The 20346-nt window shown below is 62.8% G+C and carries 16 protein-coding genes; 4 read left to right on the forward strand and 12 right to left on the reverse strand.

Annotated features, from left to right (window positions below; all coding sequences use genetic code 11):
* Window positions 1-93: 93 nt before the first annotated feature.
* Window positions 94-987 carry a LysR family transcriptional regulator gene (locus V7S54_RS22950; protein WP_336408848.1) on the reverse strand — a complete coding sequence of 298 codons (894 nt, stop codon included), beginning with the start codon at window positions 985-987 and terminating at the stop codon, window positions 94-96.
* A 187-nt stretch (window positions 988-1174) separates the two neighbouring features.
* Here V7S54_RS22950 and V7S54_RS22955 point away from each other — a divergent pair, with 187 nt between their 5' ends.
* Window positions 1175-2164 carry an aldo/keto reductase gene (locus V7S54_RS22955; RefSeq protein ID WP_336408849.1) on the forward strand — a complete coding sequence of 330 codons (990 nt, stop codon included), beginning with the start codon at window positions 1175-1177 and terminating at the stop codon, window positions 2162-2164.
* A gap of 91 nt (window positions 2165-2255) precedes the next feature.
* On the opposite strand, the gene V7S54_RS22960 is transcribed toward V7S54_RS22955, so the two are convergent.
* Window positions 2256-4706 carry a GcvT family protein gene (locus V7S54_RS22960; protein WP_336408850.1) on the reverse strand — a complete coding sequence of 817 codons (2451 nt, stop codon included), beginning with the start codon at window positions 4704-4706 and terminating at the stop codon, window positions 2256-2258.
* Window positions 4707-4791: 85 nt separating this feature from the next.
* Window positions 4792-5577, reverse strand: a complete 786-nt coding sequence (locus tag V7S54_RS22965; protein WP_336408851.1) for a DeoR/GlpR family DNA-binding transcription regulator — start codon at window positions 5575-5577, stop codon at window positions 4792-4794.
* A gap of 214 nt (window positions 5578-5791) precedes the next feature.
* Here V7S54_RS22965 and V7S54_RS22970 point away from each other — a divergent pair, with 214 nt between their 5' ends.
* Together V7S54_RS22970 and V7S54_RS22975 are read left to right on the forward strand one after the other, a co-directional pair.
* Window positions 5792-6358 (forward strand): AraC family transcriptional regulator, encoded by a 567-nt coding sequence (locus V7S54_RS22970; RefSeq protein ID WP_336408852.1) that lies wholly within the window; start codon window positions 5792-5794, stop codon window positions 6356-6358.
* Window positions 6355-6825, forward strand: a complete 471-nt coding sequence (locus V7S54_RS22975; protein ID WP_336408853.1) for a helix-turn-helix domain-containing protein — start codon at window positions 6355-6357, stop codon at window positions 6823-6825. The genes V7S54_RS22970 and V7S54_RS22975 overlap by 4 nt, the downstream gene beginning before the upstream one ends.
* Window positions 6826-6900: 75 nt before the next feature.
* Here V7S54_RS22975 and V7S54_RS22980 read toward each other — a convergent pair whose 3' ends face one another.
* The 7 genes from V7S54_RS22980 to V7S54_RS23010 form a co-directional block, all read right to left on the reverse strand.
* The gene (locus V7S54_RS22980; protein ID WP_336408951.1) at window positions 6901-8910 is read right to left on the reverse strand and encodes a putative 2-aminoethylphosphonate ABC transporter permease subunit; all 2010 of its coding nucleotides are present in this window, start codon (window positions 8908-8910) and stop codon (window positions 6901-6903) included.
* Between the two features lie 8 nt (window positions 8911-8918).
* Window positions 8919-10094 (reverse strand): putative 2-aminoethylphosphonate ABC transporter ATP-binding protein, encoded by a 1176-nt coding sequence (locus V7S54_RS22985; protein ID WP_336408854.1) that lies wholly within the window; start codon window positions 10092-10094, stop codon window positions 8919-8921.
* An 84-nt stretch (window positions 10095-10178) separates the two neighbouring features.
* The gene (locus V7S54_RS22990) at window positions 10179-11201 is read right to left on the reverse strand and encodes a putative 2-aminoethylphosphonate ABC transporter substrate-binding protein (protein ID WP_442892601.1); all 1023 of its coding nucleotides are present in this window, start codon (window positions 11199-11201) and stop codon (window positions 10179-10181) included.
* 363 nt (window positions 11202-11564) lie between these two features.
* Window positions 11565-13019, reverse strand: coding sequence for a phosphonoacetaldehyde dehydrogenase (gene phnY, locus V7S54_RS22995; protein ID WP_336408855.1), 1455 nt, complete (start codon window positions 13017-13019; stop codon window positions 11565-11567).
* A gap of 10 nt (window positions 13020-13029) precedes the next feature.
* Window positions 13030-14292, reverse strand: coding sequence for a phosphonoacetate hydrolase (gene phnA, locus V7S54_RS23000; protein ID WP_336408856.1), 1263 nt, complete (start codon window positions 14290-14292; stop codon window positions 13030-13032).
* A 15-nt stretch (window positions 14293-14307) separates the two neighbouring features.
* On the reverse strand, window positions 14308-15510 hold the full coding sequence (locus V7S54_RS23005; RefSeq protein ID WP_336408857.1) for a 2-aminoethylphosphonate--pyruvate transaminase: 1203 nt from the start codon (window positions 15508-15510) through the stop codon (window positions 14308-14310).
* Window positions 15511-15613: 103 nt separating this feature from the next.
* Window positions 15614-17266 carry a Na/Pi cotransporter family protein gene (locus V7S54_RS23010; protein WP_336408858.1) on the reverse strand — a complete coding sequence of 551 codons (1653 nt, stop codon included), beginning with the start codon at window positions 17264-17266 and terminating at the stop codon, window positions 15614-15616.
* Window positions 17267-17382: 116 nt separating this feature from the next.
* On the opposite strand from V7S54_RS23010, the gene V7S54_RS23015 reads away from it, so the two are divergent.
* Window positions 17383-18258, forward strand: a complete 876-nt coding sequence (locus tag V7S54_RS23015; RefSeq protein WP_336408859.1) for a LysR substrate-binding domain-containing protein — start codon at window positions 17383-17385, stop codon at window positions 18256-18258.
* A gap of 19 nt (window positions 18259-18277) precedes the next feature.
* On the opposite strand, the gene pta is transcribed toward V7S54_RS23015, so the two are convergent.
* Together pta and V7S54_RS23025 are read right to left on the reverse strand one after the other, a co-directional pair.
* Window positions 18278-19288 (reverse strand): phosphate acetyltransferase, encoded by a 1011-nt coding sequence (pta, locus tag V7S54_RS23020; protein WP_336408860.1) that lies wholly within the window; start codon window positions 19286-19288, stop codon window positions 18278-18280.
* Window positions 19288-20325: a YeiH family protein gene (locus V7S54_RS23025; RefSeq protein ID WP_336408861.1), complete on the reverse strand. Its 1038-nt coding sequence runs from the start codon at window positions 20323-20325 to the stop codon at window positions 19288-19290. Before V7S54_RS23025 ends, pta begins: the two co-directional genes overlap by 1 nt.
* Window positions 20326-20346: the final 21 nt, after the last annotated feature.

Consider the following 20346-nt stretch of genomic DNA (forward strand, 5'->3'; position numbering starts at 1 on the left):
GGCCGCGGCATTAGACGCCGAAACCGGGATGAGCTTATTAGGCCTACTTCTTAATCGCGGTCAGTTGATAAGCCGTGATTGAAAAAATAGTCTTCAGCCCCGAAACCGAAGGGCGTCTACAAAGGCGGCAAAGGCGGGCGAAGCATGCCTTCGGTTCGGATAATAGAGGTGATAGCCGGGGAACGGTTCGCACCAGTCCTCGAGGACGCGCTCAAGGCGACCAGTTGCAAGGTGCTCGGTCGCCTGGTCTTCGGGTAGGTAAGCAAGGCCCAGGCCGGAAAGTGCTGCGTCGATCCGCATGGCGAGATTGTTGAAGACAAGCTGGCCGTCGACCCTGACCCGGATTTCACGGCCGTCGCGCTCGAACTCCCAAGGATAGATGCCGCCGCGGGTCGGCAGCCTCATGTTGATGCAGTTGTGACCGGTTAGGTCCTGGGGCGTCTCCGGCCGCCCGTAGCGCGCGAAGTATGCAGGGGAGCCGACGACCGCCATCCGCATATCGCCGCTCACCTTCACCGCAATCATGTCCTTGGCGACCTGCTCGCCGAGCCGGATGCCTGCGTCGTAGCGTTCTGCCACAATGTCTGTCAGGCCATAGTCGACGATCACCTCCACGTTTATGTCGGGATACTCGATAGCAAGTTTCCGGATCGCGGGTGCGAGAACGGAAATCGCCGGGTGCTCGCCGGCCGTTATCCGGATGGTGCCCGACGGCTTGTCCTTGAGCTCGCTGAGCGCGCCGAGTTCCACCTCGATCTCGTCGAACCGCGGGCCGACCGTCGTGAGCAGGCGCTCTCCTGCCTCTGTCGGCGAGACGCTTCGCGTCGTGCGCGTGAGCAACCGGATGCCGAGGCGGGCCTCCAGTCCCCGGACGGTCTGGCTCAGCGCCGATTGCGAGACGCCGAGTTTTGCCGCAGCCTTGGTGAAGCTCCGTTCTCTCGCGACGGTCAGGAACGCGACGAGGTCGTTGTAATTTTCCTGGGGCATTCAGTAGTCCACCTAATAGGTTCATACCGATTATAGCGACTAATCGAAAACAGTCCCGATCGCTAGATTCCAGACAACGAAACACCGCGCTCCAGGCAGCGCCCTGTGCCAAAAGGCCCGAGCCGCCCGGCGCCCAACAACGTTTGTCACCGATGTGTCGTCGCCGCAAACACAAGGAAAAAGAGAAATGGAAACGCGCAAACTAGGAGCACTCGAGGTCTCTGCCATCGGGCTCGGATGCATGGGTATGAGCGCGGCCTACGGTCCTCCGGCCGACAAAGCGGAGATGATAAAGCTTATCCGCGGTGCGTATGAGCGTGGGGTCACGTTTTTCGACACTGCCGAAGCTTATGGGCCCTTCGTGAACGAGGAGCTCGTCGGAGAAGCGCTGGCACCAATCCGAGACCAGGTCGTGATCGGGACGAAATTCGGCTTCGACATTGATCTGGAAACCGGCAAGCGTGGCGGGGGAACGAACAGCCGCCCTGAGCACATCAAGGCGGTCGCCGACGCCAGCCTCAAGCGGCTCAAGACCGATCGTATCGACATCTTCTATCAACATCGCGTCCATCCGGACGTGCCGATCGAGGACGTTGCCGGAGCCATCAAAGGCCTCGTCGCAGCAGGAAAGGTGAGACATTACGGCCTTTCGGAAGCAGGTGTCGGTACAATCCGTCGCGCCCATGCCGTCCATCCGCTTGCCGCCGTGCAGAGTGAATATTCGCTGTTCTGGCGTGGACCTGAAGCCCAACTGCTTCCCTTACTCGAGGAACTGAACGTCGGCTTCGTCCCATTCAGCCCGCTCGGAGCCGGGTTCCTGACGGGCAAGATTGATGAGAACACCACGTTCGATCCGACGGATTTCCGGAACATGGTGCCGCGCTTCTCGGCCGTGGCCCGCAAAGCCAACATGGCCCTGGTCGATATCGTGAAAGCGGTAGCGGATCGCAAGGGAGCCACGCTCGCGCAGGTCGCTTTGGCTTGGCTTCTTGCCCAAAGGTCTTGGATCGTGCCGATCCCGGGCACCACGAAGTCGCACCGGCTCGAGGAAAACCTCGGCGCGGTTGACCTTGAGTTGACTGCCGAAGACCGCTCCGAGATCGCCGCAGGCCTCTCCAAAATCGAGGTTCAGGGCGAGCGTCTTCCCGAAGCGGCGCTCAAGATGGTCGGCCACTGAGGACGTTCGACCACATTCCCTCGGCAGATATCGCCTTGCGGCAATATCGATTGGCGCGCGCGATCGGCGTCGCGCCAAGTGCTCGCAGCGACTAGGCCTTGATGCGGGTGGCTTTCGGGTCATAGGCGGCCATAACGTGAGCGGTGACAGCGAAACGAACGCCGGCGAGTTCGACCTCGAAGTTGCCGGACTTCACGAAGTCGGTATCCACGCCGATTGCATGTTCGATGAGTGCCAGCGCGACCGAACGTCCAAGGGTATGGCCGTATGCGGCCGAGCGCACCTCTCCGACGGGCTTCCCATCGCGAAGGATCAGTTCGCCGCCCCAGAGCATTGGCCCCGGATCATCCACAGTAAACTGCACGATACGGCGAGACGGTGCGCCCTTCGCCTTTGCGGCAAGATAGGCCTGCTGGCCGATGAAGCCGCCAGTCTTGTCGGCGGCGACTGCAAATGAGAGACCCGCTTCGCAAGGATTGACGTCCGGCGTCAGCTCGCGACTCCAGGCACGATAGCCCTTCTCCAGCCTCAGGGCCTCCAGCGCATAGTAGCCGCAATCGGTCAGCCCGAAATCGCGGCCGACCTCGTGCAGCGCCTCGTAGACCCCGACAGCGAACTCCGTCGGCACGATCAGCTCCCAGCCGAGTTCGCCGACATAGGTCATGCGGTTGGCAAAGGCCGTGGCATAGCCGACATCGATTTCGCGGATCGTCGCGAAGGGGAAACCCTCATTCGAAATATCCGCCGAAGTCAGCCGGGAGAGGATGTCACGCGACTTTGGTCCCATCAGCGCCAGGACCGAATAGGCCGACGTGACGTCGGTCAGCACCACATGGGCGTCGGTGGCAATGGTCTTGCGGATCCAGTCCGCGTCATGCACGGCCTGCGCCGAACCGGTGATCAGCAGGAAACGGTCGGCAGCAAGGCGCATGACCGTGAGGTCGCTTTCGTAGCCGCCGCGCTTGTTCAAGATGCCCGTATAAACGGAACGGCCGATCTCGACGTCGATCTCCGCAGCGCAGATGCGATTGAGCTCTGCTGCGGCATCCCGACCCTGGACGAGCAGCTTGGCAAACGAGGTCTGGTCGAAGATACCGGCAGCCTCGCGCGTCGCCTTCATCTCGCGCTTGACCGCGTCGTGCCAGTTCTGCCGGCCGAAGGCGTATTCCGTCACCGGGCTCTCGCCTTCGGCGGCAAACCAGTTGGCGCGCTCCCATCCCATCTTGGAGCCGAAGCACGCCCCCTTGGCGGCGAGCCGGTCGTAGAGCGGCGAGCGACGGAAGGGGCGCGCCGTGTCCAGTTCCCGGTTCGGCCAGGGCATTGCATAGTGAAGGCCGAGCGTTTCCTTGACGCGGTCGTGCAGCCAGCGCGGATTGTTGTTGAAGCCCGCGAAGCGGCGGATATCGACCGGCCAGAGGTCCATCGTCGGCGCGCCATTGACGATCCACTCGGCGAGCGCCCGCCCTGCCCCGCCGGCACTGGCGATCCCCATGGAGTTGAAGCCCGCGCCGACAAAGAAATTCTTCAGCTCCGGCGCCTCGCCGAGAATGAAGTTATTATCAGGTGTGAAGCTTTCCGGGCCGTTGTAGAACTTCTTCACCTCTGATGTCGCGAGCTGCGGCACGCGCTGCAGCGCATTGTGCATCAGGATCTCGAACTGGTCCCAATCGTCAGGCAAGAGGGCAAACTCGAAATCATCGGGAATGCCCGCCATGCCCCAGGGCTTGGCCTCCGGCTCGAAGCCGCCCATGACAAGGCCGCCGACTTCCTCCTTGAAATAGATGTAGCCGTCTGGATCGCGCATGACCGGCAGATCGGGATGCACGCCCTCGATCCGCCCGGTGACGATATACATGTGCTCGGCCGAGTGCAGCGGCACCGTGACGCCGCACATCTGGCCGACCTTGCGCGCCCATTGCCCGGCGCAATTGACGACAATCTCGGCGGCAATCGCCCCCCGATCGGTTTCAACGCCGGTCACGACACCGTTCTTCGTCGAAATGCCGGTGACCCGGACGCGCTCGATGACCCGGGCGCCGCGATTGCGCGCGCCCTTTGCAAGCGATTGCGTCAGATCGGTCGGGTTGGCCTTGCCGTCGCCCGGCAGCCAGACGGCGCCCGCGAGGTCGTCGATGGCCATGACCGGCCAGAGGTCCTGTGCCTCCTTCGGCGAGATCACCTCGATCTCGACCCCCTGCGCACGGGCGGATGCCGCCGTGCGCTTCAGCACGGTCATGCGGTCTTGCGTGCGCGCAACCGAAAGCGAGCCGCAATTCTTCCAGCCGGTGGCAAGGCCGGTCTCGGACTCCAGCTCGCTATAGAGCTTGGTCGAGTATTTAATCAGGCTCGTCATGTTGGCGTGGCTGCGCAACTGGCCGACGAGACCGGCAGCGTGCCAGGTGGTGCCGCCGCTCAGCTGTCCCTGCTCCAAAAGAACCACGTCGTTCCAGCCGAGCTTGGTCAGATGATAGGCGACCGAACAACCGATGATGCCGCCACCGACAATGACGACCTGTGCCTGCGTTGGAAATTCCTGCGCCATGAAACGACCTCCCGAAACCATGGAAGACCGCACGGTAACAAAACGCCGACAGGAAACAAGACAAAAAGTTACACAATATTACATTTCACAATTCGGCGACGATCAGGGCAGGCCCTTTCCGCTCCAGCGCCTCGCGGATCGCCTCCGGCGGACCCCGGTCGACGATCACGCCGGCAGCGACCTCGAAGCGCGGGATGCGCAACGGCGTCAGCCGCCCGAACTTGGAACTGTCGAGAACGAAGTAGGCTTTGGCCGCCGTCGTCACCATGCGGGAGCGCTGTTCGGCGCCGCTGCGGGTAAAGTCGGTCACCTCGCCATCCGGCGAGAGCCCGCCGCCACCGAGAAACGCGACATCGACGCGGAAATGGTTGATCGCCTCGAGCGCATCGATGCCAACAGCCGCCTCCTCGTCCGGATCGATCTCGCCACCGAGCATATGAACCCGCACCAGCGGTTGCCGGCACATCAACAACGCGATCGATAGCGAAGTCGTACAGATCGTTAGGTTTTTCCGTTCGGACAACGCATGTGCCACGGCCAGCGTCGTGGTGCCGGAATCAAGAAAGATCACCATGCCGTCGCGCACCAGGTCCGCCGCAGCACGGCCGATCGCCGCTTTCGCCCCGGCATTTTCCTCGCGCCGCTCAACAAAGGCCGCTTCGGTCGGCTCGAACAGAGTGGCACCGCCATGCACGAGATCGAGCTGGCCGCGATCAGCAAGCAGCTTCAGGTCGCGCCGGATCGTCTGCCGCGAAACATCGAAGAAGTCCGCAAGCTCGGCGATCCCCACGGTACCGTCGGCAGCAAGACGTCTAAGGATTTCGCCATGCCGGCGCGGAGCGAGGGCTCGGGTGCTTTGAGTGTCAGACATGGAACCACTGTGTTCATTTTTGTCCATTTGACAAGCCGGGCCACCGGCTCGCACGTCGCTTCGGTGGCAAGTAGGCGCTTTTCAAAGGAGAACTCGGAAGAGTTTCCTCAGAAGCGGGCCGAAACCGACTTGGCAACAGATCGTTATGTTGCATAATGTAACTATTCTATCTAACTCGCAACACGTCACGACCTTTCATGATCAGGAAGAGACAATGCAGCAGGCACGCGCGCTGGTCCGCCACTTCACCTTCTATCTGCTCGATGGTTTTGCCCTGCATGGCTTTTCCGCAGCGATCGAAGCGCTGCGCCTTGCCAATGACGTGGCCGGGCGCCCTGTCTACCACTGGCACATTGTAACGGCGGATGGCTCACCCGCCGTCTCATGCTGCGGCACACGCCTTGCTGCGGCCGGACCGCTCGTGGATGAACGCGGCCGGCTCCACCGAGGCTCGCCGGGGTTCGTCGTCATCTGCGGCAGCCGCACGAAGCCGCCTGCCGACCGGACACTGGAGGCCTGGCTTCGGTTATGCGCCCGCAGTCAGGTGCACCTCGCCGGGCTTGCCGGCGGCGTCTACTGTCTGGCGCGTGCAGGACTGCTCGACGAGCGTCGCTGCGCGGTGCACTGGGAGCATTTTCCGGATTTCTCCGAACGGTTCTTCATTGCCGGTGCGCGTCAGACCGCCTTCGAGATCGACGGCAACCTTTACACCTGCGCCGGCGGCAATGCACCCTTCGACATGTTCCTGCGCTCATCGAAGCGGACCTCGGCCCTGATGTGATCAACCGCATCTGCGAGGCGGCGCTCTGCGAGCGGCTGCGCGAGACGGGCGAGCGCCAGCGCCTTCCGCTGCAGGCACGCCTTGGCATCGATAATCCGTTGCTGATCCGGATCGTCGCGCAGATGGAGGCCAATCTCGCCGAGCCAATGAAGCTTGCCGACATGTCGCCGTCGACCGGCCTTTCCCGGCGCCAGATGGAGCGCCTGTTTCGCAAGGAAATGGGCCGCACGCCGGCGCGCTACTACCTCGATCTCAGGCTTGAGCGCGCCCACCTTCTGCTCATCACCTCATCCCTTCAGGTCATCGAGATCGCGGTCGCCTGCGGCTTCTCCACCGCCTCGCACTTTTCCCGCACCTACCGTGAACGCTACGGGCTTACGCCACAGCGCACGCGTCTCGCGGAAATGGAACGCCTTCGCGTGGGAAACGATGGCAGGGCCGCGATGGCAGAGCTTCGGGTGGCCTAGATTGAGGCCGAAAAAGCGGCGCCTCCCTTCGACGACGAAGGAAGGCGACACGAATTGCGGCGATTTGAAAGCGGCCTAGCGCCACGCCTGCGTGCGGGCGAGCAGGCCGCGGGCGATCAGCGCATGGACAAGCTTGGCGGCAACATTGGTGTAGAAGATCATCATGCCCATGGCCGCGGCCGGTGCGATGTCGCCCGCATCGTCCATGTTGAGTACCGCGACCGAGGCGAGCTTCGTGTCCGTCGCATAGAGGAAGACCACCGCCGACACCGTCGTCATCGCATTGACGAAGAGATAGATCGCGATATTGAGGATCGCCGGAAGGCAGACCGGCACGGTGACCCGGAAGAACAGCCGGTGGAAGGGCTGCTTGAGCGAGGCGGCGACCGATTCGAACTCCGGATCCATCTGCTTCAGCGCCGTCAGCGCGGTCAGATGCGCGACGGTGTAGAAATGCGTCACCGTCGAGACGACGAGGATCGTCATCGTGCCGTAGATCGGGTGCAGCGGATTGGCCGGGTTGTTGAAGAAGAAGATATAGGCAAGGCCGAGCACCATGCCCGGCACGGCCATCGGCATCATCGCCAGGAAGTGGAAGAGACCGCGACCGAAGCGGAAGCCGTCGGCCTTCTCGACCATATAGGCGCCGGCGAAGACGACGATCGAACCGAAGAGCGCGGTCAAAAGCGCGAGCCTGATCGAATTGCTGTAGGCAGCCCAGCCGCCGCCGTCCATCAGGTCGAAGGCGAAGTTCTTGGCCGTCAGCGTCAGGTCATAGGGCCAGAACTTCACCACCGCCGCGATCTGGCACATGGCGATCATGCCGAGGATGAAGAGGCTGACGAGACAGGCGAAGGCGAAGCAAAGCCCATCCGTGCGAGGATTGCGTTTCGGCGAATAGGGTACGGCGCGCGCTGACAGAAGCGCCACCTGTCGCTTCTGCATGTGCCGGTCGACGTAAAACGCAAGCACTGCAGGCACCAGCAGGATGACGGAAACGACCGCGCCCATCTCGAAGTTCTGCTGGCCGATCACCTGCTTGTAGATGTCGACCGCCAGCATGCCATATTGCCCGCCGATCACCTTGGGCAGGCCGAAATCGGTGATGACAAGCGTGAAGACGACGAAGGCAGCCGAGACGATGCCAAAGCGCGCGCCAGGGACCGTGACGGTGGTGAAGGTTCGCCATTTGCTGGCTTTGAGCGACGCGGCGGCCTCGTAGTGGCGAGCATCGGCAATTGAGAGCGCCGTCAGGATGATCAGAAAGGCGTGCGGCAGGGTGAAGAAGATCGAGCCGATGACGATACCGATCGGACCGTAGATCGAATAGCCGAGAAGCCAATCCTTGAAGATGCCCTGATTGCCGAAGAGATAGACGAGTGCGATGCCCGGCAGTAACGACGGCACAAGGATTGGGATCGTCAGGATACCGCGGAACAGACCCTTCAGCGGCATGCAGCTACGCGTCAGTCCGTAGGCAAGCGCAAAGGCGATCGAAATCGTGAACACCGTGCTGATCACCGCCATCAGCACGGAATTGTAGATCGACTGCGCCAGCGCTGGCGTCGAGAAGTAGGTCGTGAAGTTCGTAAAACCCAGGGCACGTGCGGGCCGCAGCACCACGCGCCGGAAGGTGCCGGAATCATATTCCCGCCACTCCGTCCCCTTTTCCAGGGTGGAGCCGACAAGGAAGGCCGCATCATCCGTGGTGCCGCGAATGCGGTAATGAACGGGACTGCGGAACTTGAATGTCGGAAAGAATTTTGTGGCCGCGAGCCGCCCGTCGGAACTGCTGGAAAGCTCGGCCTCCGTCACCGCTCCGAGTTCCCGGTTCAGGTCGGCGGCACTGATCACCGGCCCCCAGCTCGCACCCGTCTCGTCGCTCACCTGGAATTCGAAAGCTGCAAGCTCGAACCGATAGGTCGATAGCGACTTCGACAGCATGACGAAGAGCGGCGCGCCGAGCGCAACCATCAGATAGAGCCCGATGACGGCCATGAAGCCGAGCTTGACGCGGTCGCCACGGGAGGACTCCTGTCGGAGCCGCTTGCCGATCAGCGGAAGATGAGGCGCTTCGAGGACCATGTTCATCGTCACGCACCCCTTGGATAGAGCAGCAGGCGCTCGCGCGGGATTTCCACCTGGATAGCGCCGCCCGTTTCGATCCTGAGCCGTCTGACGGCGTTGACCGAGAAATCGGCGACAAGCGTGCGCTCGCCAAGACGTGGTGCGGTCAGGCGTGTGCGCCAGAACATGCCGAGGAATTCCATTTCCTGCACCTCCGCATCGATCAGGTTCTGCGGCGTTGCCGGCCGGTCGATGGCGTTGGCGGCATGCGCATCGGCCCCGTGCGGGATGATATCGACCGGACGAACGACAGCCGTTGCCCCGTGGCCGGCCGAAAAATCCTCCGTCGAGCAACAGAAGGCCGAATGGCCGATCTCGACCTCGCCGTCCCCGATGACACGGGCCGGAAACTGGTTGGTCTCGCCGATGAAGTCGGCAACGAACAGCGTTTCGGGGTGGCGGTAGATTTCGGTCGGCGAGCCGACCTGCTCGATGACACCGTGGTTCATGACGACGATCCGGTCGGCCATGGCGAGCGCCTCCTCCTGGTCGTGGGTGACCATGATGGTGGTGACGCCGAGCTTGCGCTGCAGTGCCTTGATCTCGTGGCGAAGATGCACGCGGACCTTGGCGTCGAGCGCCGAAAGCGGCTCGTCGAGCAGCAGCAGCCCCGGGGAAATGGCGATGGCGCGAGCAAGCGCGATGCGCTGCTGCTGGCCGCCGGAGAGCTGGGCCGGATACTTCTTGCCGTGAGCCGACAGGCCGACCGTTTCCAGCAACTCGGCGACACGGGACGCGACCCCCGCCTTCGAGCGACCGGTGTTCTCCAAACCGAAGGCGATGTTCTGCTCGATCGTGAGATTGGGGAAGAGCGCATAGGACTGAAAGACGATGCCGTAGTCGCGACTGGAGGCGGGTAGCGTCGAGATGTTGCGGCCGTCCTGCAGGATGGTGCCTTGCGTCTGCAGGTCGAGACCGGCGATTGCTCTCAGCAATGTCGTCTTGCCGCAGCCGGAGGGGCCGAGGAAACAGATGAACTCGCCTCTGGCAATGCTCAGCGAAATGTCGCGCAGCGCGACGAAATCGCCATAGGTCTTCCAAAGATCCGAGATCTGCAAATACGGAGCCGGCTCCGCGGCCGCGTCATCGGCGAAGTGCTGACGGCTGGTGGGCGTCGGTTCGATCGACAGGGCATGCCTCATCTGCAAGCTCCGCTGGCTTGAGGGATTTCTTGAGAGAAATGCGATCGGGCGCAGCGCGAAGGCGCTACGCCCGGACGATCCGGCTTAGCTCTTCGGCTCAGACTTGGCGTCGTAACGCTTCTGCCATTCCTTGAGGATTTCCGCGCGGTTGTTGGCGGCCCACTCGAAGTCGTTGACGATCATCCGGGAAGCGATGTCGTCGGGCAGGTGTTCGACCTGCTTGGCGACGCCCGGATAGGCAACGACGGCATAGCCGGCGTTGTACATCTCGTTGGCTTCCTTGGTGACCGACCAGTCGACCAGCGTCTTGGCGGCTTCGAGGTTGGCCGTGCCGGCGATGATCGCGGTTGCCTCTGCCTCCCAGCCTGACCCCTCCGCCGGGAAGATAATGTCGATCGGTGCGCCGGCACTCTTGGCCTTGGCACCCGGAAACTCGAAGGACACGCCGATGACGGCTTCACCGGCACCCGCCATCTTGCACGGCTTGGAGCCGGAATGGGTGTAGGCGGAGATGTTCTGGTGGAGCTTGTCCATAAAGTCCCAGGCCTTCTCGTCACCCCACATCTGCATCCAGCCCGAGACGTCGAGGAAACCGGTACCCGAGGATGCCGGGTTCGGCATCACCACATGGCCCTTGTATTCGGGCTTCGTCAGGTCCTTCCAACTCGTCGGCGGCTTGAGGCCGAGCTTTTCACCCTCGACCGTGTTGTAGCAAAGGGCTGCGACATAGGCGTCCATGCCGACCCAGCTCGGCGGCGTGTCCTTGTCGACGAACTTCTGATCGAGCGCCTCGACACCCTTTGGCTGGTAAGGCTCCAACATGCCTTCGGTCTTCAGGAGAAGCAGCGAGGTTGCCGCGAGCCCCCAGACGACGTCGGCCTGCGGATTGTCCTTTTCGGCAAGCAGCTTGGCGGTCATGACGCCGGTGGAATCGCGCACCCAGTTAATCTTGATATCCGGGTGAGCCTTCTCGAAGGTCGCCTTGTAGCGGTCGAGGTCGACGGCTTCGACGGCTGTGTAGACGGTCAACTGAGTTTCAGCGGCAGCGATGGCAGGAAGCACAGCGGAAACGGCGCCGGCAAGCATAAAGAGCATGCGTCTGTTCATGATTGAAGTTCTCCTCTGAGGTCCTGGTAAAACCGGGGAAGCACGGCGGGCAATCTTGTCGTTGCCCTCTTGAGATCGGCCTCGGGAAACATTCTGCGCAGCGGTTTCTTGTAAGTAAAATTTATTATTCTTATCGTTCAGAAGATTAAAACTATGGATCAATTGCCGCAGAACGAGGCGCGACAACCGGAAAACGATCAAGTCGTCAGCAGTTTTCGATACAACTTCGAACGATCTGCCGAATGAAGCGGCAAATCCTAGATTGCGCGGAATGCCGGTTGGTCCCGTGCCCGGCCGCCTAACAAAAAAGGGAGCCGCCGGGGCGGCTCCCAGAGGGGTGAATCAGCGGGGGAAACGCTCAGATCACCATGGCAAGGAGAATGTCTTGACGTTGGTAAAGCTCTTCATCGCCTCGATGACGCCTTCCTTGTAGCCGTTGCCCGAATCCTTGATGCCGCCGAAGGGGCTCATCTCGATGCGGTAGCCCGGCACTTCCCAGATATTGACCGTGCCCACCTTCAGCCCGGCGATGTATTTCTGCATGCGCCGGAAGTCGTTGGTGCAGACACCGGAGGAAAGGCCAAAAGCGGTCGAATTCGACAGCGCGATCAGCGCATCGTCGTCATCGGGCGCACGCACGATCGGAATGATCGGAGCAAAGGTCTCCTCCATCACCAGCTCGCTCGAATGCGCGACCCGGTCGACCACAATCGGCGGCAGCAGGGCACCCTTTCTGCCGGGATGATAAAGGATCTCAGCCCCTTCTTCCGCCGCCTTGTGCACGCGCTGTTCGAAGACTTCCGCCGCGCGGGCATGGACGATCGTGCCGAGTTCGGTCGACCTATCCATCGGATCCCCGAACTTCAGCTTTTTCGCCCGCTCCAACACCAACGGCACGAAACGATCGGCGACGCTCTCCTGGCAGAGAATGCGCTTCACCGCCGTGCACCGCTGGCCGGAATTCTTGGTCGCACCGGCAACGGCTAGGTCCGCGGCTCTTGCGAGATCGTCGTCCGAGAGGTCGTTGAGGATGATCAGCGGGTCGTTGCCTCCGAGTTCCAGCACCTGCCGCTTGTAATGGGCGTGCGCGGCGATCAGCTTTCCGACCGGCACGCTGCCGGTAAAGGTGATGAGATCGAAGTTCGGGTTGTTGATCATCTCCATGCCGATATCGGCGGGCCAGCCGGTGACGACCGAGAGCATTTCCGGCGGCAGACCGGCTTCATAGAGAATGTCGGCGAAGACGAGCGCCGTCATCGGCGTCAGCTCGGTCGGCTTCAGGACGACGCAATTGTTGGTCGCCACGGCCGGCGCCACCTTGTGCGCCACCATGTTGAGCGGATGGTTGAAGGGCGTGATCGCCGAAATGGCGGTCAAGGGTTCGCGCGTGGTGAAGATCTTGCGCGCCTTTCCGTGTGGAGTGAGGTCGCAGGAGAAGATCTCGCCATCGTCATGGATGCACATCTGGCCCGACAGCGTCAGCACGTCGAAGGCGCGGCCGACCTCGTAGAGTGAATCCTGCTTGGAGATGCCAAGCTCCAGCGTGATCAGGTCGGAGATTTCCTCCTTGCGGGCGACGAGCAGATCTGCGGCCTTGAGCAGGATGCGCTGACGCTCGTAGCGCGTCAGCTTCGGCTGGTAGGCCGCGGCGATCTCGAAGGCCTTGCGGGCATGCTCGGCGTTGCCCGCCGGCACCGTGCCGATGACGGCGTCGTTAAAGGGATAACGCACCTCGATGCGCCCTTCTGTATCGACCGCCTTGCCGGCAATCCGCATCGGCTCATGGCGAATGGCGAACGTCGTTTCCACCTTGGTCATCGCGTCCTCCTCAATGCGCAACTTGCGCGGCCGCGACGAGCGCATAGAAGAACGCGTCGAAATTGCGCAGCGTGCCCGCCGTCAGAAGTTCGGGAAGCTTGCGGTTCGCGATGAAGGGCACTTCCTGTTCCGTGAGACCGCCATGCGAGCGCAGCGGCTCGTTGAGTGCGGCGAGATCGTGGCGATGCTCACTCGTGCCGAGCGTCTTGTTTTCGGTCGAGATCAGCACGAGGTCGCCGATGCGATCATCGGGCAGTTCGAAGCGTACGCAGGCTTCCGGACGGGAGAGCACAACGGCGATGCCTTCGATCGCCTTCAGACGCTCGATGATCTCCTCCTTGTCCGTTCCTTCGGGCAGATAGGCCGTGGCAAAGGAGCCGAGAGCGCCGTGGTGCACGACATAGGGGTCGGTGATCGGCAGGATCACGCGGGCGGCGTCCTTGCCGAGCCATTCGTCGAGCAGATCCTGAACATAGACGACATCCGGCGAACCATCCGCCTTGTGCTTCGGCTTCATGCCGTGGTCGGCGGTAACGATGATCGCCGCACCAAGCGAGTCGAGCTCAGTCAGGTATTTGTCGAACATTTCATAGAAGGAATTCGCCCGCGGCACGCCCGGCGCATACTTGTGCTGCACGTAGTCGGTCGTCGTCAGATACATGACGTCGGGCCGGAACTCCTTGAGCAGCTTGACGCCGGCGGCAAAGACGAATTCGGAGAGATCGGCGGAGTAGACTTCCGGGACGGGGCGGCCGAGCCAGGCCGATGCATTGTCGAGGCCGTTTTCTGCCTTGGTCGTCTTGTCGGACTTTTCCGAAGAGAAGCAGATCGCCCTGCCCTCGTCGAACTTGAGGCCGTGGCCGAGAAGTGCCCGCAGCTTGTCCTTCGCCGTTACCACCGCCACCTTCGCGCCGGCATCGTAGAATGCCTTGAAGATGGTCGGGGCGCGCAGGAAGCGCGGGTCGTTCATCATCACCTCGTTGCCGGTCTGCGGTTCGTAGAGATAGTTGCCACAGATGCCGTGGATCGCCGGCGGCCGGCCCGTAGCGATCGAAAGGTTGTTCGGGTTGGTGAAACTCGGGATGACGCTGAGCGCCGTGCGCTCCGTTCCGGTCTTGCGGATGCGCTCGAGCGTCGGCATCAACCCGGCCTTGATAGCCTCATCGAGATAGGCCGGCTCGCAGCCGTCAAGGCAGATGGCGATGGCCGGAACCTTCGGCCAGGGGTAGGTGCGGCGGTTGGCGGTGACGGTGATCTTGGACATCTGGTTCATTGGAATTTCCTTTGTTCAGGCAGCGAGACGGCGGCGTTCCTCAAGGGCGACGGCCGGCGGGGCGGCGCTGTCGACGCCCATTTCATTGAGGGATTCACGAGCAGCTGCGACCACACGGCGCATGACGTGCTCGTCCATGCGGCCGATGCAGCCGACGCGGAAGCTGTCGACCACGGTCAGCTTGCCCGGATAGATGATGAAGCCCTTGTCCTTCATCAGATCGTAGAAGCGATCGAAGGCGAAGGCGGGATGGGCCGGGCTGAAGAAGGTGACGATGATCGGCGACAGCCACTGGTCGGCCAGCAGCGTTTCGAAGCCCGCCTCGCGCATGCCGGCGACCATGACATCGCGATTGCGGGCATAACGCGCGCCGCGGCCAGCGACGCCGCCCTCCTCGCGGTGCAACCGCAGCGCTTCGAGGAAGGCCGCAACCACGTGGGTCGGCGGCGTGAAGCGCCATTGGCCGGTCTTGTTCATGTAGTCCCATTGGGCGTGCACATCGAGGCTGAGCGAATGGCTGCGGCCCTTGGCGGCCTCCAGCTCGCTCTTGCGGGCGATGACGAAGCCGAAGCCGGGCACGCCCTCGATGCACTTGTTGGCCGACGAGACGATCGCCTCGTAGCGGAAATCGTTGATGCCGGCCGGAACGGCGCCGAAGGCGCTCATGGAATCGACCAGCAGCTTGCGGCCGCGCGAATAGACGGTGTCGGAGATTTCCTTAAGCGGATTGAGAATGCCGGAACTGGTCTCGCAATGGACGACGACGACATGGGTGATGGCAGGGTCGGCATCGAGTGCGGCGGCGACTTCCGGACCACGGGGCGGCATGTAGTCGCCCTTGTCGATCGTCACGTGGTCGCGGCCGAGATAGGTCAGCGTCTGGGCGATGCGCTTGCCATAGGCGCCGTTCATCAGCACCAGCACCTTGCCGTCCTTCGGAACGAAGCTGCCGAGCATTGCCTCAACCGAGAACGAGCCGCTGCCCTGCATCGGCACGCAATCGAACTCGCCCTTGGTATCGCCGGCAATGTCGAGCAGTTCGCGGCGCAGCCTGGCGGTCATCGCCCGGAAGTCGCCATCCCAGGAGCCCCAGTCCCGCAGCATGGCTTCCTTGACCTCATAGGCCGTCGTCAACGGGCCGGGCGTCAAGAGATAGGGTTCGCCGAGCCTCGGCGTTTCCAGGGGCGCGATGGTTCTGTCAGAAGCGGTGTTTGGCATTGTCCGTCCTCGCGGTTGGCGTGTTCGAGAACGACAATGGGGCGGAAACATATATCTGTAAAATCGTTCTTTTGTATCAATCTATCGACCTGATTTATACTTCCTACGCGGCGGGAACCAACCGGCTTTCCAGCAGGTCACCGCTCTCGCGCAGGCGCGGATAGGCCATGGTGGTCACCAGCGAATTGACCTCCTTCAGCGCCCGCACGATCTCCAAGTGCATGTCGCTCGACAGGATGCTGGCCGCTACACCTTGGCGAAGCCGCTCCAGATGGCTCTTGCTGCTATCCTCGACCAGACGGCGCACATGTTCCTTTTGCCGGACCATCTCGCGGGCGATCACCGGGTCGGGTGAAACGAGAAGATTGGCCGCGAGCCTGACGTTGGAGGACACGGCCGCGTGCAGCAGAGTGAGTTCGCGCCACCCGTCGTGCGAGAACGCACCCGCCCCCTCCAGCCGCTCCTCGGCCATTTGCAGGAGGCTTTTTGCGACCACGTCGCCGGCATATTCGAGATGGATTGCCGCCTCGGTGAGTTCGATGCCGCGCCTGGATTGGTCTTCTGTGAGGATACCTCGGTTGACGGCGGCGATGTAAAGTTTGATTTCGCTGTGCGCCCGATGGATCTCCCCGTCGATGCTTCGCAGCGTCTTTACGGCCTCCGGCGTTGGCGCGTGGATGACTGTCATCACCGGCTCCAGCATTCGGGCGAGGAGATTGCCCATATGCAATACCTCGCGCGCCGCAGCGGCAAGCGCCTGCGGCGGCTTGTCGATCAGCGTGCGGTCGAGTGCGCTGACATGGACCGATCGGTCGCCGGCGCCGGCGGCATCCGGCATGAACAACTGGACAAGACGCGCCATCAGACCGCAGGAGGCCATCCCGACGAGAACGAGGGCGGCATTGAAAAGCACATGCAGGTTGACGAGCTTTGCGGCCGCCGTCTCTCCCGGAAGCCAGTCGAAGGGGGCATGCAGCGAGAAAACGCCGAAGACGGTTGCGCCGAACAGCGCGCGAAAGAGAAGGTTGCCGAGCGGCAGCCGTCTCCCCTCGACCGGCAGGCCGCGCGTCAGCCAGAGCGCGATCAGCCCGCCACCGATATTGACCCCGAGAACCAGCGGAATGCCGACATCCACAGGCACGATGCCCTTCGCGGCGAAGGTCAGGATCAGCAGGATGGCGGCCACGCTCGAATGCAGCGCCCAGGTGAAAAGCGCAGCGAGGATCATCACCGTCAGCGCGTCCTTGCCGACGAAGGCGACGACGGAGGGCAGGACCGCGCTTTGGGCGAGCGGCTGCGTCGCATGGCCGATCATCTGGAGCGACAGAAGCAACAGGCCGATGCCGAGCAAGGCGCGTCCGGCTTCGACCGCCTTGCGGCTCGATGCCTTCAGATGCACGAGGCCACCGGCCGCGATCAGGAGCGGCGCCAGCCAATGCAGATCGAAGGACAGGATCTTGACGACGAGCGCCGAGCCGAGATCGGCGCCAAGCAGCACCGCGAGACCGGTGTCGAGCGCCAGCGCCCCGCTGACGGCAAAGCCGGCGGCAAGCATGGCGACGGCTGTCGAACTCTGCAGCGCGATCGCCACGGCGCAGCCGCAGGCGGCGGCGCGCGGCCGGCCGCCAGCACCGCCGACCGTTCGCGCGACGATGTCGCCGGCGGCCGCTTCGACGCCTTTTTTCACGAGACTGACGGCATAGAGCAACAGGACGGTGGCGGCGGCAAGTTCGAGGGCGACAGCCGGGAGGTTCATGGGCGCGCTCCGGAAAGAGGGTGAATCCGAAAACTATCCTTTGCCGCTTTACATAAATCAAATCGTTCGTTTTAATGAATCCATAGATCAAATCTATCCTGAAAGGCGTCGCACGCATGCGCTATGTCCAGCTTCGCGCCTTCCACAACGTGGCAATCCACGGCGGCTTCTCGCGCGCGGCGGAAGCGCTGTTCCTCACCCAGCCTGCAGTATCCGACCAGGTGCGCAAGCTCGAGGAGGAGTACGACGTCCTGCTCTTCAACCGAAACAAGAAGCAGGTAACGCTGACCCAGTCGGGCCAGCAGCTTCTCGAAGTGACCCGCCGGATGTTCGATGTCGAACAGCAGGCGCTGGATCTTCTTTCGGAATCGCGGGCACTGAGGGCTGGAAAGCTGCGCATCGTCGCCGATGCCGCCCACCATCTGCTGCACATCCTCGCCGCCTTCCGGCGCACCTATCCGACGGTGCAGGTCTCGATCGATTCCGGCAACACCGAGACGGTCATCACCAGCCTGCACGCCTACGAGGCGGATATCGGCGTTCTCGGCGAAATCCCGCAATCGAGCGATTTCGACATCCTGAAACTGAACTCGACGCCGATCATCGCTTTTGCCAGCAGCGACTATCCCCTCGCCGGTCAAAAGACCGTCACCTTCTCCGACCTTGCCAAACACCCGCTCGTCATGCGCGAACAGGGCTCCAAGACCCGGCAGAAGCTGGAAGCGATGGCCGAACAATGCGGCGTGCCTCTGACGCCGCTCATCGAAGCCGAGGGCCGCGAGGCCGTGCGCGAGATCGTGGCGGCCGGCGGCGGGGTCGGCTTCGTCTCTTCGGCCGAATTCGGCCAGGACAATCGTCTCGTTCCCATCCGGATCGACGCGCCGGAAATGCTGATGGACGAAGCGCTGATCTGCTTGCGCGAACGTAGCAACGGCAAGCTTGTCAGCGCCTTCTTCGACATCGCGCGCAGTCTTTCAAAAGCGGTAGCGTGAGCTGTCGACCCTCTTCCGCCTACCCACTCGATTTCCCGCCTGAGGCCTGAACGACGGTGACGGCGATCATGTGGAAGACATCGTCGACATTGCAGCCGCGCGAGAGGTCGTTGGCCGGTTTGGCGAGCCCCTGCAGGATCGGGCCGATGGCCGTCGCGCCGCCGATCCGCTGCGCGATCTTGTAGCCGATATTCGCCGCATCAAGGTTCGGGAAGACGAAGACATTGGCCCCGCCGTTGAGCGCCGAGTTGGGGGCCTTGGCGGCACTGACGGCCTCGACGAAGGCGCTGTCGAACTGCAGCTCGCCGTCGATCACGAGACCGGGTGCTGCGGCATGGGCGAGCCTGGTCGCCTCCACCACCTTGGAAACGCGCTCGTGTGCGGCACTGCCGGCGGTCGAGAAGGAAAGCATCGCCACCTTCGCGGGCTTGCCGGAGAGCTGCTCGAAGGAGCGCGCCGACGTCACCGCGATATCGGCAAGGCCGGCGGCGTCCGGGTCAACCACCAATCCGCAATCGGCAAAGACGAAAGCCCCCTTCTTCAAGTGATGCGGGGCGCACAGCATCATAAGGAAGAAGCTCGACACCAGCCCGACATCCGGCGCACGGCCGATGGTCTGGAGTGCGGCGCGCACGGTATCGGCGGTGGTCGCGACCGCGCCTCCTACCGTTCCGTCCGCCTCACCTTCGCGCACCATCATGGCGGCAAAGACGAGCGGCGAACGCACGGCTGCGGCCGCCGCTGCCTCGTCAATGCCCTTGCTTCGGCGAAGTTCATGATAGGCGTTCACCAGGCGCTCGGTCAGCGCCGACGACGCCGGATCCTCGATGCGGACTTCACCTGGCTCGCCACCGGCGGCCTCCAGCCGCTCCTGAACGACGCTCCGGCTGCCGACGAGCGTGATCTCGGCAATGCGGGCGCGCACGGCGCGCAATGCCCCTTCGACGATGCGCGGGTCTTCCCCCTCGGCGAGCACGATGTGGCGGGGAGCAGCCTTGGCGGTTTCGAGTATGCGGTCGAGCGGTTTCATCAGGCGTGCCCCAGATAGTGAATGCCGACGAGGATGAAGAGGGCGATGAAGACGGTTTCGGCGACGATCAGCGCGACGGCATCGCCGCCGACATCGAGCACGCGGCGAAGCGAAGTGCGCATGCCGACGGCAACGATGCCGGCGAGCAGCGCCCAGCGCGAAGTTTCCATCCCGGCCTTGGCGACCAGTTCCGGAACGAATCCGAAGGAATTGAGCGCCGCAAAGATCAGGAAGGCCAGGACGAAGCCCGGCAGCAGCGGCGGGCGCTTACCGGTTTCGCCTTCGGGCTGCGGCACCTTGCGCAGTGACAGCGAGAAGATGAGGACAACAGGCGCCAGCATGGTGACGCGGATCAACTTGACGAGCGTCGCCGTCTCGCCCGCCTCCGGCGAGACCGAGAAGCCGGCACCGACGACCTGCGCGACATCGTGGATGGTGCCGCCGAAGAAGATGCCGGTCGCGCGGGCATCAAGCCCCATGGTCTGGGCGATGATCGGATAGGCGATCATCGCAAGGGTCGAAAGGACCGTGACTGAAAGTACGGTGAAGATCAGATTGCGCTCGGAAAACTCGTTCTTCGGCAAGACCGCAGCGATCGCCATTGCCGCCGACGCGCCGCAGATGGCCACAGAGCCGCTGGTGATGAGCGCCAGCCGCCAGCCACGGCCGAGCAGCTTTGCGGCCAGCAGGCCGAAGCCGATCGTGGCGGCGATCGCAGAAATGAGAAGCAGGATCGTGCCAGCGCCGAGCCCGATCAGCAGGTCGACGCTAATGCGCATGCCGAGCAGCGCCACGCCGATGCGCAGGACCTTCTTGGCGCAGAAATCGATGCCGGCGACGCAGCGCCCTTCCTCGGACAGAAAGTGAAAGGCGATGCCGAGCAAAAGCGCCATCAGCATGGCCGGCGCGCCATAGTGATCGGAAAGGAACTGGGCGGCGACGGCGACGGCCGCGGTGACGGCAAAGCCCGGCCAATAGGTCGCAAAGCCGGAGGGCACGCTGCGGAAACGTTCGTGGACAGAGGCGGTGAAGGTCATGGTGTCATTCCGGTCGCTCGC

This window comes from Ensifer sp. CCNWLY38, assembly GCF_037120565.1.
GTDB lineage: Bacteria > Pseudomonadota > Alphaproteobacteria > Rhizobiales > Rhizobiaceae > Ensifer > Ensifer adhaerens_H.

Bases quoted from the DNA above. Each gene is read 5' to 3' on its own strand.
- V7S54_RS22990 (WP_442892601.1), bottom strand. From the start codon at position 11,201: ATGAACAGACGCATGCTCTTTATGCTTGCCGGCGCCGTTTCCGCTGTG.
- V7S54_RS23015 (WP_336408859.1), top strand. From the start codon at position 17,383: ATGCGCTATGTCCAGCTTCGCGCCTTCCACAACGTGGCAATCCACGGC.
- V7S54_RS22980 (WP_336408951.1), bottom strand. From the start codon at position 8,910: ATGGTCCTCGAAGCGCCTCATCTTCCGCTGATCGGCAAGCGGCTCCGA.
- phnA (WP_336408856.1), bottom strand. From the start codon at position 14,292: ATGAACCAGATGTCCAAGATCACCGTCACCGCCAACCGCCGCACCTAC.
- V7S54_RS23010 (WP_336408858.1), bottom strand. From the start codon at position 17,266: ATGAACCTCCCGGCTGTCGCCCTCGAACTTGCCGCCGCCACCGTCCTG.
- V7S54_RS22950 (WP_336408848.1), bottom strand. From the start codon at position 987: ATGCCCCAGGAAAATTACAACGACCTCGTCGCGTTCCTGACCGTCGCG.
- phnY (WP_336408855.1), bottom strand. From the start codon at position 13,019: ATGACCAAGGTGGAAACGACGTTCGCCATTCGCCATGAGCCGATGCGG.
- V7S54_RS23025 (WP_336408861.1), bottom strand. From the start codon at position 20,325: ATGACCTTCACCGCCTCTGTCCACGAACGTTTCCGCAGCGTGCCCTCC.
- V7S54_RS22985 (WP_336408854.1), bottom strand. From the start codon at position 10,094: ATGAGGCATGCCCTGTCGATCGAACCGACGCCCACCAGCCGTCAGCAC.
- V7S54_RS22970 (WP_336408852.1), top strand. From the start codon at position 5,792: ATGCAGCAGGCACGCGCGCTGGTCCGCCACTTCACCTTCTATCTGCTC.
- V7S54_RS23005 (WP_336408857.1), bottom strand. From the start codon at position 15,510: ATGCCAAACACCGCTTCTGACAGAACCATCGCGCCCCTGGAAACGCCG.
- V7S54_RS22955 (WP_336408849.1), top strand. From the start codon at position 1,175: ATGGAAACGCGCAAACTAGGAGCACTCGAGGTCTCTGCCATCGGGCTC.
- pta (WP_336408860.1), bottom strand. From the start codon at position 19,288: ATGAAACCGCTCGACCGCATACTCGAAACCGCCAAGGCTGCTCCCCGC.
- V7S54_RS22965 (WP_336408851.1), bottom strand. From the start codon at position 5,577: ATGTCTGACACTCAAAGCACCCGAGCCCTCGCTCCGCGCCGGCATGGC.
- V7S54_RS22960 (WP_336408850.1), bottom strand. From the start codon at position 4,706: ATGGCGCAGGAATTTCCAACGCAGGCACAGGTCGTCATTGTCGGTGGC.